Genomic DNA, 17,580 nt, shown 5'->3' with positions numbered 1-17,580 from the left:
TGGCATTCCATTCCTCCCTTGGAATTTGAGGCGTCTTCCGGCGGAAGTCGCTTCAGGCATTTGCGGACCGGAACGGCCCCCAAATCTCGAACGGATCAGGCTCCAACGATCATGGAAACCAGCTCCTGCTTGTTGTCCTTGGTCGGAACAAGTTCACCAACCTTGCGGCCCTGGCGAAGCACCACGGCGCGATCGGCAAGCTCGACGACATGCTCCATATTGTGGGTGATGAGGATGACTGCGTTGCCCTGGTCACGCAGGGCAGCAACGAGGTTGAGCACCTGGCGTGATTCGCGCAGGCCAAGTGCTGCGGTCGGCTCGTCGAGGATCACAACCTTGCGGGCAAAAACGGTCGACCGCGCCACTGCGATGGCTTGCCTTTGGCCGCCCGACATCATGGCAACGACGGCGTCGAGCCGCGGCAAGGTGACCTTAAGGTTTGCCAGCAGAACGCGGGTCTCGGCATCCATCTTGCGCTGTTGAAGAAATCGCAGGCCGCGCGGAAGCCATGGCGGCCAGGCCAGTTCGCGACCGGCAAAGAAGTTCTGTCCAGGCGTCAGATTGTCGAACAGCGCCAGGTCCTGGTAGACGGTCTCGATGCCGGCGAAGCGCGCATCCGCGGGGGAGCGTACCTGCGTCGGCGCACCGTCCAGAAGGATCGCGCCGGCATCGAGTTGGTGCACCCCGCTGATGCATTTGGTCAACGTCGACTTGCCGGCGCCATTGTCGCCGAGAAGCCCGAGGATCTCGCCGCGTCGGACCTCGATGCTGACATCGTCCAGCGCCATGACCGAGCCGAAACGCTTGGTCGCGCCTCGCACCGCCAGCACAGGATGGTCGGCAGAGGCTGTATGATCGACGCTGGCCGCAACGGCACTCATGACTGCCTCCCGGCCTGCATGACGCGCACACGCCCTTCGAGGTAGTTGCGCAGCACGTCGGACTCGACCGCTATGACAATGACCACGCCGATGACGATGAGCTGGAAGAAGACGTTGACGTTAAGCAGATTCAGCGCGTTGCGGATGACGCCGATCATGATGGCACCGATCAAGGCATGGCCAAGATGGCCGCGGCCGCCGAGAAAACTGGCACCGCCGATGATCACCGCCGCGATCGTATCCAGTTCCAGCAGATTGCCGAACAAGGGCGAACCGGCGTCGGTACGGCCGGCGAGGATGACCGCGCCGATGCCGGCGCACAGCCCTGAGATCACATAAACCGAAACCAGCACCCATGACACGGGAATGCCCATGCGCACGGCAGCGTCAGGTCGGCCGCCGACGGCATAGATCCAGCGCCCCCAGACCATCGTCTTGGCCATGACGAAAAGGACCGCGGCAACGCCGGCAACGACGAAGACCGAACCCGGCAGACCCCAGACCGCCTCGCGGCCCAGCGCATCGATGGCCTCCGGCATTCCAGGAATGGCGCGCCCATCGGCCAATTGGAGCGCCAGGCCCTTGGCGATGCTCAATGTCGCCAGCGTGATGATAAAAGGATGCGGCAACCGGCCGAAGACATAGAAAAGCCCGTTGATGGCGCCGACCACCGCCCCGCAGCCAACCATCACCGCGATCACTGCGACTGCGGGAGCACCGGCGTGAAAGCTGAGCGCGCCGACGACCGAAGCCAGTGCAACGTTCGAGCCTACGGAAAGATCGATCCCGCGTGTCAGGATGACCAGATGCTGCCCCATTGCGACAACCGAGATAACGGCGGTCTGGGCGAGGATGTTGCTGAGGTTGCGCCCTGTCAGGAAATAGGGTGACAGAAAACTAAGCAAGACGATCAGCAGCACCAGGATGACGACCGGACCAGCACTCAGCAGGGCCAGCCCAAGCGCGAGGCCTGGAACGGCTTCCTGCTTCCCGGACTCCGGCAATGCAGCCTCGCCGGCAGTGGTGCCGGTGTTTCCCGATTCAGGCAAAGTTCTCCTCCCCGCCGAAAGCTCGTTCGAGCCCTCGCCGTCAAAACTTTTGCTGTATTTCAGCTTCTTCTTATCGATAAAAAACAACCACCATCACTTGGTCAAGTTGTTTTTTATGGATAAAGTTCATGCTAGAAAGGACAAGGTGTTGCTCCGAGGAAGAACCGATGCGAACCGACACTGTGTACAAAAAGGCCTTCAACCGCGCCGCCACCATGCTGCGGGATGGACAATTAAGCGGGGAGCTCCCCTCCGAAAATGAGCTGAGACGGCGGATGGGAGTGAGCCGTACGACCGTTCGAAAGGTTCCGGGAGAACTTGCCCACCGCGAACTCGTCGCGGAGCGCGGCGGCGTCCGGACGGCAGGCCGCGCGGTCGAGGATAGCGACTACTATCCCGACGCCGAAACCACGTCGCGGGCCAACCATGTCGAACAGCAGTTCATGGAGTGGATGCTGCGGGGTGACACCAGGCCTGGCACCAGTATCAACGAGCTCGAACTTGCCCGGCAGTTCGGTGTCGCGACCAACGGTATTCGTGAGTTCCTGATCCGGTTCAGCCGATTTGGGCTGCTCGAGAAAAGGCCGAACACCGGCTGGCTTTTCAAGGGCTTCACGGAGGATTTCGCTCTTGAGCTGTTCGAGATCCGGGTGATGTTCGAGCTGCGCTCGGCGCATCTCTTTTCACGGCAACCCAACACATCTCCGCTGTGGGATAAGCTCGCCGCGCTCAAGGTCGCACATACCGAATTGCTGAAGCGGATTGAAAGCCGCTATCACGACTTCTCCGGCCTCGACAACCGCTTTCATCGGCTCATAAACGAGGCTTCTCCGAACCGCTTCATCGACGATTTCTACGACATCATCAGCTTCATTTTTCACTACCACTATCAGTGGAACAAGCATGATGAACAGCAGCGCAACCAAGCTGCGATTCTGGAGCATCTGGCCTATATCGATGCACTCGAAAGCCGCGATCCCGAGCGCATCAGACGGGCCTGCCAGGCGCATCTCGCTTCGGCAAAGGCAACGCTGATGCGCTCGCTGGTCTGAACTTTGTGGATGGCGGAAGCTCCGCTGAGGAATCGACGCATCCGTCAGGAAGTTGGTGGACCGTCGCTTCAGCCTCGGCGAATGCGTTGGCGATGCCGTTTCCAGTGCTTTCCATAAACCCGACCCGATCGTGAACGACCGGTCGTCTCAGAGTCAGCCCTTGCGCTCCTGAAGGCTGTTGCCGCCGTCGACCACCAGCAGGGCGCCGTTGACGTAGCTCGCGCCTTCCGACGCCAGGAACATCACCGCTGCGGCAACCTCGTCCGGTCGCCCGGCCCGCGCCGGTGGCGTGTGCAGGGCAGCTTGCCGTTCCATCTCGCTCGACGAACCTGTTTCGATCCAGCCGGGCGCCACGGCGTTGGCCGTGATGCCGCTTTTTGCCACTTCGAGCGCCAGCGTGCGCGTCAGGCCGACCATGCCGGCTTTGGCGGCGGAATAGGCTGATGTGCCTTCGAAAGCCACCAATGGCCCGGTGACCGACGCCACATTGATGATACGCCCATAGCCTGCCTTTACCATCGCCGGCAAAAACGCCCGGGTGACCAGGAAGGCCGTCTTCAGACTGACGGCAATCCCTTGGTCCCAGTCGGCCTCCGTCATGGCGAGAAACGCCCTGTCGGCCGAGGGCGATGCCAGCGAGCCCATGCCGGCATTGTTGACCAGGATGTCGACAGCGCCGACATCCGCCCGCAGCCGCGCGACTTCGACTGCGATGGTGAGATCGGCGACCGCGGCTTTGGCATTGATGTCTTCGGCGCAAAGCTCGGCGGCGCGATCGAGTACACGCGCGCTGGCACCGCTCAGGAAAACGGCATGACCGGCAAGGCCAAGCTGCCGCGCGATGGCAAAGCCGATGCCGTCGGCAGCACCCGCCCCTGTGATCAGCGCACGCTTGTTGGTAGACGAAGGCAAGGTCAAATCAGGCTCCCCTGGTTGCGCGGCCGCTGCTTCACCGCGCACTTTGGCGGCCGTGCCGCGAAGATTTGCTCGCAACATTCCGCGCCACTTTGCGTTCTCGAAATGCCGAAACCGGTCGCTCAGTGGTGTCCGCTCTGCTGCCGGAAGCTTTCTCCTCAGACTTCATCCGACTAGGATGAGACCACAGGCCGAACTATGCAAGAGTGTGATCTTTCTAAGGAAAGTCAATGGTTTAGCGGATTGTTAGCCAGCCCATATCCTTCGTACGATCTCGTATGGTCTGGCGAACCCGAAAACAACGAACGAGATTGATTACTGGCTCGACATACCAATTTAGCCCGAGTGGCCCAGGACTCACTTTGTGATTGGCGGAAATGTGGCCGGACACGGACGGCCCGCTTTCGGAGCAGCCCAAAGAGAATGCGGTAGTTTGGGCCCGAGATCGCCCTTGGCCGAGGATTGCATTCTCCAGGGGACGGTGGACGAATGAGATAGGGGCAACCTTTCGGGTCGCGAACCCTAAGGCCGACGCGGTCCCGGGCTTATCGATGATGATGGGTTGCAGAGAGCGGGCAGATCAAACAGCCAATCTTAAGATGTGACGAAATCAAGGTAGATCGACCTGGGTGAGCGCTACCGATTTTCGACGAGAAGACGTCTCGTGCCGCATGAGAAAGCGTTCAAGGACGCGGACAATCGCGATCAGCAGCAGGTTGATCACCAAGTAGAGCACCCCGGCAATGGCGAATATCTCGAAGATCGCGAAGGTCTGGCTCATCAGCCGCTTGGCGTAACCAGTGATTTCGAGCACCGTGATCGTCGACGCGAGGCTGGTGCCTTTGACGACAAGGATCAGCTCGTTGCCATAGGCCGGCAGCGCCTGGCGGATGGCGAGCGGGAACTCGATGCGGCGGAACCGCAGCATGCGCGACATGCCGCACGCCTGGGCTGCTTCGACGAGACCGACCGGAACCGACATCAATCCGCCGCGCAGGATTTCTGACGTGTAGGCGGCCGTATTCAATGCAAGCGCCAGCACGGCGCAGCGTGCGCCGTCGCTGATCACCCACCACAAAGCCGCATTGTCCTTGATCAGCGAAAGCTGGCCAAGCCCGTAGTAGAACAGGAATATCTGCACCAGCAGCGGAGTCCCGCGAAAAACATTGCTGTAGTATTTGGCGAAACCTGACAACAGCCGGTTCGACGACAGCCGCATTAGTGCCAGACCGAGGCCCAGATTGAAGCCGATCAGCACCGAAACGAAGGTCAGCGCTGCCGTGACCCATAGGCCCTTCAGCAGAACGGGAACCGCAAGCTGGATGAGGTCTATCATACTGCTTTTCTCGTCCGCAGCCTGAGCAGGCGTTCGATCCCGTCGAAGCCGGCCTGGCTTACAAGGGTGATGAGCAGATAAACCGCCGCCGCGATCAGGTAGAAAATAAATGGATGGCGCGTGGAATTCGCGCCGATGAAGGAAACGCGCATCAACTCCTGAAGACCGACCACGGAAACCAGGGCCGTATCCTTGATCGTCGTCTGCCAGACATTGTTGATGCCGGGAACCGCGATGCGCAGCATCTGCGGTGCGATGATGCGGCTAAAGATCCGCCAACCCGACAGTCCCAGCGCGCGAGCGGCCTCGATATGCCCATCGGGGATCGCGCCGAGCCCCCCGCGCACGACCTCGGTCGAATAGGCGCCGGAGATCGCGCCGATGGCGATGACCGCGATGACGAACGCATAGCCGCTCTCCGCGACACCGGCATAGCCGAACGCTGTCACGACCTTGGTCACGAATTCAACCGAACTGAAGAACAAGAGATAGATAATGAGCAATTCGGGCACGCCACGCACCAGCGATGTATAGGCATCGACCAACAGTGAAAGCGGAAATATCCGGGCCCATTTGATGAGACCGCAGACGATGCCGATCACCAGACCGGCAGCCATGCTGACGAGACCGACGAGGATCGTTATCGACGCGCCGCGCAGGATGGCGGTGACCCAACCCGCTTCCCAAACCTGCCAGAGACCGAATTCCATCTGAGTTCCCTAGATGTGCCGCGTGAATGAGAAGCATGCGCCCGGCAGCCCGGACGCATGCGAGAGCTTTTCAGCGTTTATTTGCAGGGCCGGGAGATGTCGGTCTTGAACCATTTCTGGCTGGCCTTGCCGACCGAGCCGTCGGCGATCAACTCGCAAAGCGCCTTGTCGATCTTGGCTTTGAGTTCGGTGTTTTCCTGCGCGATGCCGACGCCAATGCCTTCGCCGAGCGTCGGATCGAAGGTGCTCTTGATCTCGACGCCGATCAGCTGAAAATTCTTGCCATCGGGCTTGTCCAGGAAGTCCTGCAAGGCGGATTGATCAGCGAAAGCGGTATCGATGCGACCGCTCGCCAGGTCGATCTGCATCTGGTCGAGCGTGTCGTAGGTCTTGAGATCGGCATTCGGGGCGCGCTTCTCGAGGAAATGTGCGTGGGTCGTGCCGGCCTGCACGCCCACCTTCTTGCCGTCCAGCGATTTCAACAGCGTGTCGACATCAGTGATGGCGGCGAGATCCGAACCCTTGGCCGCCACGAACATGTTGGCCAGTTCGGCATAGCCGACGCTGAAATTGATCTCTTTCTTGCGGTCGGCGGTGATCGACATGCCCGAGATGATGACATCGAAGCGCTTGGCCTTCAGTGCCGGGATCAACCCGTCGAACGCCTGCACGACGAAATGGCACTTCACTTCAAGCTTGGCGCAGAGCAAGGCGCCGACATCGGCGTCGAAGCCGGTGACATTGCCGTTGGCGTCGGACATGCTCCATGGCGGGTAGGCGCCTTCCGTGCCGATGGACAGCTCGCCTTCGGCCGCCAATGCGCTGCCCATGGTTCCCGTGAGAAAGGCGAGCAGCGTCAAGACTTTCAGTTTCATGTCAGTTCCCCTTGTTGTTGGTCTTCATTGCAGTTGTCCGGTCCGAACCGGACGCTTCGAGGATGCGGCTTCCTCACAGTGTCCGGGCCAGGAATTGGCGCAGACGCTCGGAGCGCGGACTGCCGAACAGCTCCGCTGGCGCACCCTCTTCCTCCACCTTTCCCTGGTGGAGAAACAGAACCTTGTGGGAGACCTCGCGCGCGAACTGCATCTCATGCGTCACGAGGATCATGGTGTTGCCTTCCTCCGCCAGCTGGCGAATCACCCGCAGCACCTCGCCGACCAGCTCGGGATCGAGCGCCGAAGTCGGCTCGTCGAAGAGGATGACCTTGGGCCGCATCGCCAGCGTGCGGGCGATCGCCGCCCGCTGCTGCTGGCCGCCGGACAACTGGCCGGGATAGTGGGCATGCTTGTCGGCGAGCCCGACCTTCTTCAGCAAGGCGTGCGCGTGTTCGATGGCTTTCTCGCGCGGCTCCTTCAGCACGTGCCGGGGCGCCTCGACGATGTTTTCCACCACCGTCATGTGCGGCCATAGATTGAAGTTCTGAAACACCATGCCGACGCGCGCACGGATACGCTCGACCTGCGCCATGTCGGCCGGACCAAGACGGCCGTTCGACACCGGCTTCATCTTGATTACCTCGCCGTCGATGGAGACCTTTCCGCCGTCCGGCTGTTCCAGAAGATTGATGCAGCGCAGGAATGTACTCTTGCCCGAGCCTGACGAGCCGATCATGGAAATCACTTCGCCGGCGTGAGCGGTAAGATTGACGCCCTTCAACACCAGAAGCGAGCCGAAGCTCTTGTGAAGCTCGTCGATCTGTACGGCCGGCGTCGTGATCTTTGCTTCGTCAGCGGGCGCCGGATCGGCAACCTCAGCGCGAACGGTGGGTGACGACGGTTCGCCTTTGATGGCTTCGTCCTGATCCAGCTCGACAGCCTTCAGGTCCGCCAGCGCGCGGTCGAAATGGCGCAGACTGCTGGACAGGCAGGCGCGCTGCCAATCCGGATCATCCGGAATGAAGGCCGAGCGCAGCGTCTCCCGGATCCGCTTGCCGAGCGGCGAATCGAGCTTGCCGAACAGATGCAGCCAGTTGTCGGCCTGCACCGCTTCCATGACGGCAGGCCCCTCCAGGGTGCCGCATTCGACGACAAGCGGCAGCACGCGCGCGTTCGGCATTGCCTTGCGCACGGCGTCCGAGACATAGCCAGTCGCCGTCGCCGCGATGCCGGTGCCTGTCTTGGCGCCCGGGCCTGTCAGCACGGTCGTCAGCGCTGGCCCGAAGATGGATTTGCCCCAGGCAAGACCGGCATGCTCGGAACTCGCCACCGAAAGCAGTGCCGGATAACCGTAAGGCCCCGCTCCCGTATGCAGGTCGAAGACGATGGCCTGCCGCGCCTTGGCGGCAAAGGTCTTCAGGATTTCGTTCAACGTCCGGTTCGACCAGACAGGGCCGCCGCCGCCATAGAACATCCCGTCGGCGAACTCATATTGGCCTGCCTCGATAATCGCCGCCAGCCCGGCGTGCCCAAGCCTCTTGCGCGCCGCGGCGAGCTTCTCGTCAGCCGCTATTCGATCCGGCCCTTCCCACTCGCGGTATGCCACGGCGTCGTGGAGACCGGCATAGCCGTTGTTGACCGGAGCACTCGCCGACCAGTCGATGAAGTTGCGGTTGAGGTCGACATTGTCTTCGTTGACGCGCCGCAACCACGCCGTGCCCCAGGGATTGATGAGATGGATGGCAAGGATCGCGATGTCGTCAGGCAAGCGCCGCAGGTTTTTCTGCCCAAGCCAGGCGGTCTGGCAGGTCGAGCCGAACGGCCCCTCGACGCCATGCGTGCCCGAGATGACCACGATCAGCTTGCGCGCATCGCGTCGGCCCAGCAGCGCCACATCTGTCGCCAGCGTCTCGCCATCCGGTCCGTTCAGCGGATGGACATACTCGGACAGTTCTGCGCCCACCCGCTCCGCCGCTTCGCGAAAGCCCTGGCGCAAGGCGGCAAAGTCGCAGGGATAGGCTAATGCCGGCTCATCATGGCGCGTCGCTGATTCCACGGGACGTCGGGTGGTTGCGGTCAATCCGTTCATTCCCTGCGGTTGCGGCATGGGGCTACTCATCGTCGAGGTCGCTCGCGTTCTTGGGGGGCAATCGGTTCTCATTGCCGGAAAGGGATGGGCTTGAGGACCGAACGAACCAGGCATCGCGGGGAAGCACCTTGTCGGGGTTCATGATCGACCGCTCGTCCAGCGCTCGTTTCACGCGCTCCATCGCGTCGAGCTTTGTCGGGTCAGCTGTCGCCAGCAGGGAATGGATGCGTTTTGACCCAACTCCGTGCTCGGCGGAAAAGGAACCGCCAATCTCCCCGAGCTGTTGATAGAGGACGCGCTCGACAGCGATCGCCACGTCAGGCGCCAGCGGGCCCTTCCGGTTGAGGATGATGTGCAGGTTCCCATCGGCGAGATGTCCGAAGACATAGGGTGCAAGATCCGGTTCGACGGCGGCGAGCCCGGGCAGGATTCTGTCGAGATAGGCCGGAATTTCCGACAATGGGACAGACACGTCGAAGGAAGGCGCGTGGGGATGAGCGCGGTAGAGCACGCTGGTGTCCTCGCGCAGCCGCCACAGGTCGTCTTCCTGCCGCCGCGAGTCGGCGATGATGCCGGTCGCTTCAGGATACTGCTGCATCGTCTCCAAATAGATCCGCTCGAAGTCCTCGCGCAGCGCGCTTTCGCGCGCGCCGCCAAGCGACAGCAGCAGGAACAGCGGCTGATCGAGCGGCACACTGCGTTCAGACCATTCATGCGCGGCGGCGGCCAGGCTGAAATACGAGGTCCACATCGCCTCGGCCGCGCGCAGATGCCCGGCATCCGATTCAAGCGCCAGCCGAGTTGTCCGCAGGGCCGCCTCGACCGATGGCAGCCCGAACAGCGCGGTCGCTGTGGCGCGCGGTGAAGGATCGAGCTTGACGGCCACTCGGGTGACGATGCCGAGCGTGCCCTCGGCGCCGATAAAGAGATGCTTCAGATCATAGCCGGCGGAATTCTTCACCACCCGTGTCAGGTCGGAATAGACCGATCCGTCGGCCAGCACGGCCTCGAGGCCAAGCACGCGGTGGCGCATGACGCCGTTGCGAAAGGCCATCACCCCACCGGCGTTGGTCGACACCATGCCGCCGATCGTCGCCGAGCCGCGCGCGGCAAGGTCGATGCCCGGCTCCAGCCGGTGTTCGCGCGCGGCCGTCTGCAAGGCTTCGAGGGTGACGCCGGCACCGACCACCGCCACGCGTTCAAGCGGATCGAGCCGCTCGATGCGATTCATGCGCGCCATGGAAAGAACGATCTCGCCTGGCCACGAAACGTCGCCGCCGACCAGGCCGGTCTTCCCGCCTTGCGGCACCACCGGAACTTCGTTCTGGCGGCAGATGCGCACCACCGCCGCGATTTCGGCGGCCGATGAAGGCGTGACGACGATGCCGGCGCCGCAATCCGCGTCACTGGTGCGTACGTTCGCGGCGCCAACGGCCTCGCGCATCGCGTCGACAACCAAAAGCGGGACCGCCCGTTCGTCCGGTATCGTTTGCCTTGGAGACACGAGGCCGCTCATTGCGCCATCAACCCCTGAAGCGCTGCGATCAGCCGGTCATTGTCAGCCGGCAGCCCGATAGTGGCGCGCAGATAGTGCTCATAACCGGCTTCGCGCCACGCCTTGACAATGATCCCCTGCTCCAGGAGGGCAGCGGCAAGGCTCGAACTGTCGCCTTTGCAGTCAAAGAAAAGGAAGTTTGTCTGCGACTGCGCGACCCGCAGGCCAAGGCCGGCAAGCCCGGCGGCGGTGCGCACGCGCTCGGCCCTGACGCGGTCGGCCGACGCCTTCATCCAGCTTTCGTCGGCGAGTGCAGCGATGGCCGCGGTCTGCGCCGCCGCATTGACGTTGAATGGCGTCTTGGCGGCGGCAATCACTCTTGCCAGCTCGAGGCCGGAGCAGACGGCATAGCCGACGCGCAGCCCCGCCAGGCCATAGGCTTTCGAGAACGTCCGCAGCACCACATGGTCGATGCCGCTGCCGCGCAGGACCTCGATGCCGTCGGGCGCGCCGGCATCGGCGAATTCGAAATAGGCTTCGTCGAGGACAAGAAGGGTGCCTGGCCGTACCGCGCCGATCAGCCGTTGCAGGCTGGAATGGTCGAGCCCCGGCCCAACCGGATTCCAGGGCGAGGATATGAAAACGAGACGCGGCCTGGCGGCGATCGCCGTTTCAAGCGCGGCAAGGTCGAACCCCATTTCGGGTGTCATCGCCACCTTGATGACATCGGCGCCTGCCGCCAGGGGCTCTATCTCATGCAAGCCGAAGCTCGGCACCGTGGTCACGACAGAGGTGCCCGGCACCAGGACGGCGCGCGAGATGGCGGCGATCATCTCCTCGGAGCCGTTGCCGGCAACGATCAGCCCGGGATCGACACGAAGTCTTTCGCCAAGTGCTGCTCGCAACGCCGTGCAGGCCGGATCGGCATAGCGCCATGGTTCGAAGGATGAGGAGGACAATGCGGCCATGACGGCCGGAGAGCAGCCATCCGGGTTCTCGTTGCTGGCCAGCCGGGCAATGTCGTGACGGCCACTCAGCTTCCGTGCCATCGCGATGTTCATGCCTGCATTGTAAGGTGGCAAGGCCGCGATATGCGGATTGAGCGGCAGGCTCGACGCTGGTTTGACCGACTGTTCCAAATCCCGACTTCCGTTTCCCCGCGCCCAGACGCGGCATCAAGATCTTGTCAAATATCCAGGACGACTGATCCGCTCGGCCTGGAGCAGCACAGCAGCACTTCGCCTGCTCCCAGCTCGTCCAGGGGTTCTTCAAAATAGGCGACTTCACCCGAAACCAGCCGCGACTTGCATGTCCCGCAGATGCCGGACCGGCAGCTGAATTCCGGCGCCAGGCCCTGGTCCTCGGCAAAGTCGAGCAGCGATGCCGCCTTGCCATCCCAGACCGCCGTCAGTCCCGATTTTCGGAACTCCACAGTGGCCACCTCGCCCGCCGGCTCGATCCGTGCCTGCTGCGCCAGCGCGGCAGGGGCTCGGGCGGCATCAGGCTCCAGCACTGTTGCCGGGCCGAAAAATTCGTATGCGATGCGAGGCTTCGGCACGCCAAGCCCGCGCAGTATGGCGTAGACCGCCTGCATGAAAGGCGGCGGGCCGCAAAGGTAGAAATCATAGTCGTCGATTGGCAGCAGACGCTGCAGCACATCCTTTGAAATCATGCCTTCGCTGTGGAAGTGCCCGTCGGCCCTGTCGCGCTCTGACGGAAACCGGTAACAATAGTGGGCGCGCAGACCAGGCCGTGTTGCGACAAGGCCCGCGACTTCATCACGCAAGGCATGCACATCGCCGTTCTCGCAGGCGTGAATGAAGACGGCACGGCGATCCGGCATTGCAGCCAGCGCATGCAGCATCGATACCATCGGCGTCAGCCCAACGCCGCCGCTGAGCAGCACCACCGGACGGCTGCTGGCCTTGTCGAGCACGAAATCGCCGCGTGGCCCTTCGGCCTGGAGTACATCGCCAACGTCGATCCGGTCATGCAGGAAGCACGAGCTTGCTCCGTCGGGCAGACCCGGCGCGGGTGCTGCTTCACGCTTCACGCTGATCCGGTAGCGACCCTTAGCGGCCGGGGAACAGGAGACGCTGTAGTTGCGCAGCACATATGCCTTTTCGCCGGCTCCCTGCGGCATAGGTATCTTGAACACCAGGAACTGCCCTGGCTCGAAGTCGCGCCAGTCCTCTGGATTGACCGGCTCGATATGGAACGACGTGATGATGGCGCTTTCGCGCACCTTCGCGACCACCTTCAGGTCGCGAAATCCGCTTCTTGCGATAGTGTCGCGAGCGGTGAATGCGTTCATTCGGCGGCCGCCAATTGCTGACCCTCGCTGGCGATCAGCTTGGCGAGGTTGCGGCGGAAGCGCAGCGGACCGACATCGATCTTTAGATCGAGATTGGGCGTGCGCTTGTTGGCCATGCCCTTGTGCACCGCATTGAGCACGGTGCGATCCTCATCGAAGGCGCCACGCACGGAGGTGGCGAACTGGCGCGAAACCTCCAGATCGTCCGGGGCGAAATTGCGCATCTGGAACCAGTAATATTTGGTCTGGTTCTCATCGACCGGCGTCATGAAATTGTAGCTGTCCATGAGGAACACGTCCTCGTGCAGCGGCTTGCCTTCGCCGCCGGTGCGGGCGGGCACGAAGATCGCCTTGATGATCGCGTTGGAGGGGTAGCGCACCTCATAGTGCTGCTTGCGGTCGCAATTGCCGGAGAATTTGAGGAAAGGCGCATAGAAGGGCGCCGGCGCGGCATCGACCACCCAGCGCCATACGGTCACGCCGTCGGCGCCCACGGTGGTTTCGAGCGGTGCATCCTCCATGGCCTGGACGCCGCCGAAGGACGACTGGTGGACCCACGACACATGCGAGGGGTCGAGCAGGTTGTCGGTCATGTAGAGATAGTTGCAATCGAGCGCCATGGACTCGCCGCGATTGACGCCCCATGCCGGATCGCCCCAATGGTCGACGGCGAAAATCAGCGCGGGGTCGGCCTTTGACGCCTCGCCCATCCAGACCCAGAGCAAGCCGTAGCGCTCGGCGATCGGATAGGAACGAACGCAGGCGACATGCGGTATCTTTTCGGCGCCCGGCACCCGCGTGCAAGTTCCCGTGCTGTCGAAGGTCAGGCCGTGGTAGCCGCATTCGACCGTATCGCCCTTGATGCGGCCCATCGACAGCGGCAGCTTGCGGTGCGGACAAGCGTCTTCGAGTGCAGCCACCGCGCCGTCGGTGCGGCGGTAGAGGACAATGTCCTCGCCAAGAATCCGCGTCGGCACCAGCCGGTCGGCAACCTCATGGTCCCATGCGGCAACGTACCAGCAGTTTCGAAGAAACATGGCGTCCTCCCAGGCTTGTGAACGCCCAAACGAATATCTTGCGGACCGGGGACGACATAGGCCTTGCATCTGCGTTCTATTTTAGAAAAACTAAACCAAGCTGACCCGAGGATCGTTGCCCAGGTGAACAAGACGCCCCCGCTGCGTGCGATACAGGCCTTTGAGGCGTTTGGCAGGCGTGGCAGCGTGACGGCCGCGGCAAACGAGCTCGGTGTATCCGTTGGCGCTGTCAGCCAGCAGATTCGCAAGGCCGAGGATGCCTTGGACGCACGGCTTCTGGAACGTCGCGGCAGGAGCGTCGCCCTTACAGCGCTGGGCCGCGTCTACCACGCGGCGGTTTCCATCGGCTTCGAAAAGATACGCGAGGCCCAGGATGTCATCGAACAGGCCCGTTTCGCCGACACTTTGACCATCTCCTGCCTGCCGTCGCTCGCCAGCAAATGGATCGGTCCGCAGCTTCTGGATTGGCAGATCGGCCATCCCGGCGCCACCGTGCGGCTGGTCGGCGCCGAGACAGAGCCAAGGCTGAGCGCCGAACAGGTCGACTTCCGCATTTCCTACGGCACCAAATATCGTGATTTCGAGCACTACACCGAGTTGTTCACCGACTGGGTGGTGCCGGCCTGCTCGCCCGCGCTGCTGGCGAAACATCCGGTCCGTAAGCCCGCCGATATCCTCGATCTGCCACTTCTCAGTATCGAATGGGCGCGCGACCATCGCTCGCCGCCTACATGGGCGGAATGGGCGGCAAGCATCGGCGCGGTGCACCGCAAGACATCAGGTGAAGTCGCCTTTTCCCTGTCGAGCGCCGCGATCGATGCTGCGGCCAACGGCAGGGGCTTCGTGCTGGCACAACTGTCGATGGCCGCCGACGACATCGCCTCGGGAAGGCTTGTGGCGCCGTTCGACAAGCGTATCAGGCTGCCGGAGCCCTATTTCCTGGCCTGGGACCGGGCGATGCTGGAGAAACCTTTTGGGCCGGAGCTGCGAACCTGGATTGTTTCAATTTCCAAGCGGCTTGGCGCAACCTTGGCAGGTTTAGCCGAGCGCTGATCTCGGGACGCACATTCCGTTCTGTTCTCACAAAGACCGAAGGTCGGATGGTCGCTGACTGAATGTCCGAAAGGCCCAAGTGGTCGGAAAAGCCCCGTCGCGCATCCGCCCTTTGCGATCGAGTTTTAGCCGACGCTCGACCTCGGCCAGCAGCCTGAAGCCGCGCCGCCATGTCCGTTCTCGCCACATCAATTCAACCTCGATGATCCACGACAAGGGCAAAACTGCTCGCCCTCCCCGAGTTCTGACGGACGATCATCGGCAACGTCTTGACGCTCGCTGCCGCCGTCGCCGCCTTCAACCCGCTGTGCGCCTGTCCAATCCCGAACGCGTCCCGACTGGCTCCTCAGGCGCATTAGAGACGACGTCGTGAGCAGGACAGCGGCAGCGAGGACCCAGTAGTAGCAGGCGTCGAACCCGAAGAATCTGAAGGCAAACGGGGGCGATGATAGACACCACCCCGACGGCCCGATTGACGCAAAGTCGAATAACAACCTACCCGAGAGTTTGGCTTGCCAGGGCATAGCTCTCCGGTCTGGTCGCACCGCCGACGGCAAAATCGGTTAGGCGTTTACCCAGCGACATGGTCAGCACCGTGTCGAAGACTGGCATTCCAGCGTGCGACAGAAAGGTGGCGAACTCGCCAGTGTCCATGTGGGTGTCGATCCGCAGGAATGACCCTAAATGGTCATGGACGTGTGGCCGGACGATCGCCACGGCATCGGCGTCGCTTTCCGCCACGACCGGCCCCACGACGTGGCCCCTCCCGAATGGCCGGCAGAGCGCGAATGCGCTCAGCCTGCCATCCTTGAAAAGACCATAGCCGGCCGAGTGTGCGAAAAGCCTTTCGATGAGCGCCGCCCGCCTCACGCCAAATCCTGCCGCGTCTAGCGCGATCGCTGCCGGAATATCCTTTGGGTCCAAGGTCCTGACATCGAGAATGTCCGCCGGGCGACCCGTCGTCTCCAGGCGGGCGACGCCCTGGCATTGATAGACAGTCTTCTCCGGCTGGAAATCGAGCGAGAGATAGAGCCGCCTTGCCGCGCGCGTTGCATTGAGACGCAGATCGCAGCCGACGACGTTCTCGAAAACCCGCTTCATCAGCCATTGCCCCGCCCCCAGCGTCTGAAGTCGCGGCGAGGTGATCACCATGCCCACGGTCGCGAAATCGGTACCATGCGCGAACCACATGGCCGAACCAAGAACCCGGCCGATCTCATCGAGCGCCACGAACCCGTGTCCCGACTGCCGCAGGAATTGCCAGTCTTCAGCGCGATGCGGCCACCCCACGGAGAGCGAGAGTGCATGCAAGCGGTCCAGCTCAACGCCTTCGATGTCGCCAATCCGCATCGAGAAGGTATCGATTTTCAAGCTTCCGGACGGCTTCAATTCCATGCCCCTGAAAGATTATCGTACTAGAAGGCGACGTGTCGCTGGCTACTTTCCGGCTGCCAACGCTAAACAAGCAGACCGATACGATTTGCTCGAAAGCCATGCGGCAACGCTAGATTCAACTGAAACACTTCCGCTTTCGGCACGCAATCGCGAAAGAACGCGCACATCCTCTGCCGAAATCGAGTAGCCGACGGCATCGATCCCGGCAAACCCGAAATGCCAAACCCGAAATGCTTTGAGGGCTGGAATGGACGTCTTCGACATCCTGGACCGACTTGTCGCCTTTCCGTCGGTCGCCGGCAAGCCGAACGGCGATATCGCCGGCTGGATCGAGGCCTATCTCGCAGAGCACGGGACGCAGGCTGTCCTGCTCCGAGGGCCGGAAGGCGACCGGTCCAATCTGTTCGCGACGATCGGCCCCGCCAACGTCCCTGGCTATATTCTGTCCGGCCACATGGACGTCGTCCCCGCCAGCGAGCCGCAATGGAGTTCTAGCCCTTTCGCGCTGCGCAAGGAGGGCGAACGGCTCTATGGACGCGGCACCACAGATATGAAGGGGTTTCTTGCCGCGGTGCTCGCGACAGTGCCTCTCTTGGCGAAAATGCACCTTGCCAGGCCGATCCATCTCGCCTTCTCCTATGACGAGGAGGTGGGGTGCCGCGGTGTACCGCATTTGATCGCCCGCCTTCCCGGACTTTGCGCGAAGCCGCTCGGCGTTATCGTTGGCGAGCCGAGCGGTATGCGCGCCGTGCGCGGCCACAAGGGCAAGGCGGCCGCCCGCGTGATCATCAACGGGCGCTCCGGCCATTCCTCCCGACCCGATCTTGGGCTCAACGCCATCCATGCCATGGCCGATGCGCTGAGCGCGGCCGTGACCGAGGCCGAACAGCTGACGCACGGTCCGTTCGACCCTGCCTTCGAGCCGCCCTACTCCTCGCTGCAAGCCGGCGTGGTGACTGGCGGACATCAGGTCAACATCATCCCCGACACCTGCACTCTGGACCTCGAGGCACGTGCCATACCCGGCGTCGACCCGGCGAGCCTGCTGGCGCCTGTAAGGGCGCGAGCAGAGGCCCTTGCGGCCCATGGCTTTCGCATCGAGTGGGCGCCGCTGAGCGCCTATCCGGCGATGTCGCTGCCGCCAGATGCGCCACTTGCGGGACTGCTGCACGCCTTGACCGGCGAGGCGCCGCTTGCCGCCGTCAGCTACGGCACGGAGGCCGGGCTTTACCAGGCCGCCGGGTTCGATGCGATCATCTGCGGACCGGGCGACATCGACCGCGCCCACAAGCCGGACGAATACATACTCACCAGCGAACTCGCCACCTGCCAGCGATTGATCGAGGCGCTGGGCGCCCGCTGCGCGGCTTGAAGGGAAC

At 62.5% G+C, this 17,580-nt stretch carries 15 protein-coding genes; 3 read left to right on the top strand and 12 right to left on the bottom strand.

What is annotated here, in order from left to right; all coding sequences use genetic code 11:
* Positions 1-95: 95 nt before the first annotated feature.
* Positions 96-881 (bottom strand): ATP-binding cassette domain-containing protein, encoded by a 786-nt coding sequence (locus FJV83_RS09245; protein ID WP_142887200.1) that lies wholly within the window; start codon positions 879-881, stop codon positions 96-98.
* A complete protein-coding gene (locus FJV83_RS09240) occupies positions 878-1,930 on the bottom strand; it encodes an ABC transporter permease (protein WP_246691835.1) in 1,053 nt (350 codons plus the stop codon). Before FJV83_RS09240 ends, FJV83_RS09245 begins: the two co-directional genes overlap by 4 nt.
* Before the next feature lie 167 nt (positions 1,931-2,097).
* Between FJV83_RS09240 and FJV83_RS09235 the strand changes: the two genes are divergently transcribed.
* Positions 2,098-2,982, top strand: a complete 885-nt coding sequence (locus FJV83_RS09235) for a GntR family transcriptional regulator (RefSeq protein WP_142887201.1) — start codon at positions 2,098-2,100, stop codon at positions 2,980-2,982.
* Between the two features lie 153 nt (positions 2,983-3,135).
* Here the strand turns inward: FJV83_RS09235 and FJV83_RS09230 are convergent, their stop codons facing one another.
* The 9 genes from FJV83_RS09230 to FJV83_RS09190 all read right to left on the bottom strand — a co-directional run bounded on the left by FJV83_RS09230 (position 3,136) and on the right by FJV83_RS09190 (position 13,753).
* A complete protein-coding gene (locus tag FJV83_RS09230) occupies positions 3,136-3,900 on the bottom strand; it encodes an SDR family NAD(P)-dependent oxidoreductase (RefSeq protein WP_245318383.1) in 765 nt (254 codons plus the stop codon).
* Positions 3,901-4,507: 607 nt separating this feature from the next.
* Entirely contained in the window at positions 4,508-5,233 is a 726-nt protein-coding gene (locus FJV83_RS09225; protein WP_095775944.1) for an ABC transporter permease, read from the bottom strand.
* A complete protein-coding gene (locus FJV83_RS09220; RefSeq protein WP_142887202.1) occupies positions 5,230-5,943 on the bottom strand; it encodes an ABC transporter permease subunit in 714 nt (237 codons plus the stop codon). The genes FJV83_RS09225 and FJV83_RS09220 overlap by 4 nt, the downstream gene beginning before the upstream one ends.
* Before the next feature lie 77 nt (positions 5,944-6,020).
* Positions 6,021-6,818 carry a transporter substrate-binding domain-containing protein gene (locus tag FJV83_RS09215; RefSeq protein ID WP_142887203.1) on the bottom strand — a complete coding sequence of 266 codons (798 nt, stop codon included), beginning with the start codon at positions 6,816-6,818 and terminating at the stop codon, positions 6,021-6,023.
* 73 nt (positions 6,819-6,891) lie between these two features.
* Positions 6,892-8,907 (bottom strand): DUF2817 domain-containing protein, encoded by a 2,016-nt coding sequence (locus FJV83_RS37520; RefSeq protein WP_142887226.1) that lies wholly within the window; start codon positions 8,905-8,907, stop codon positions 6,892-6,894.
* A 22-nt stretch (positions 8,908-8,929) separates the two neighbouring features.
* The gene (locus FJV83_RS09205; protein ID WP_142887204.1) at positions 8,930-10,423 is read right to left on the bottom strand and encodes an FAD-binding oxidoreductase; all 1,494 of its coding nucleotides are present in this window, start codon (positions 10,421-10,423) and stop codon (positions 8,930-8,932) included.
* Positions 10,420-11,541 carry a histidinol-phosphate transaminase gene (gene hisC / locus FJV83_RS09200; protein WP_142887205.1) on the bottom strand — a complete coding sequence of 374 codons (1,122 nt, stop codon included), beginning with the start codon at positions 11,539-11,541 and terminating at the stop codon, positions 10,420-10,422. Before hisC ends, FJV83_RS09205 begins: the two co-directional genes overlap by 4 nt.
* Positions 11,542-11,588: 47 nt before the next feature.
* Entirely contained in the window at positions 11,589-12,716 is a 1,128-nt protein-coding gene (locus tag FJV83_RS09195) for a 2Fe-2S iron-sulfur cluster-binding protein (protein WP_142887206.1), read from the bottom strand.
* Positions 12,713-13,753, bottom strand: coding sequence for an aromatic ring-hydroxylating dioxygenase subunit alpha (locus FJV83_RS09190; protein WP_095790412.1), 1,041 nt, complete (start codon positions 13,751-13,753; stop codon positions 12,713-12,715). The genes FJV83_RS09195 and FJV83_RS09190 overlap by 4 nt, the downstream gene beginning before the upstream one ends.
* Before the next feature lie 123 nt (positions 13,754-13,876).
* Between FJV83_RS09190 and FJV83_RS09185 the strand changes: the two genes are divergently transcribed.
* Positions 13,877-14,806: a LysR substrate-binding domain-containing protein gene (locus tag FJV83_RS09185; protein WP_142887207.1), complete on the top strand. Its 930-nt coding sequence runs from the start codon at positions 13,877-13,879 to the stop codon at positions 14,804-14,806.
* A gap of 495 nt (positions 14,807-15,301) precedes the next feature.
* Here the strand turns inward: FJV83_RS09185 and FJV83_RS09180 are convergent, their stop codons facing one another.
* Positions 15,302-16,201, bottom strand: a complete 900-nt coding sequence (locus FJV83_RS09180; protein WP_095775953.1) for a GNAT family N-acetyltransferase — start codon at positions 16,199-16,201, stop codon at positions 15,302-15,304.
* A 247-nt stretch (positions 16,202-16,448) separates the two neighbouring features.
* Between FJV83_RS09180 and argE the strand changes: the two genes are divergently transcribed.
* Entirely contained in the window at positions 16,449-17,573 is a 1,125-nt protein-coding gene (gene argE / locus FJV83_RS09175; RefSeq protein WP_142887208.1) for an acetylornithine deacetylase, read from the top strand.
* The last annotated feature ends 7 nt before the right edge of the window (positions 17,574-17,580 follow it).

Source organism: Mesorhizobium sp. WSM4307 (assembly GCF_007003945.1).
Classification (GTDB): Bacteria; Pseudomonadota; Alphaproteobacteria; order Rhizobiales; family Rhizobiaceae; genus Mesorhizobium.
This window is presented reverse-complemented; position numbering and strand designations above follow the sequence as displayed.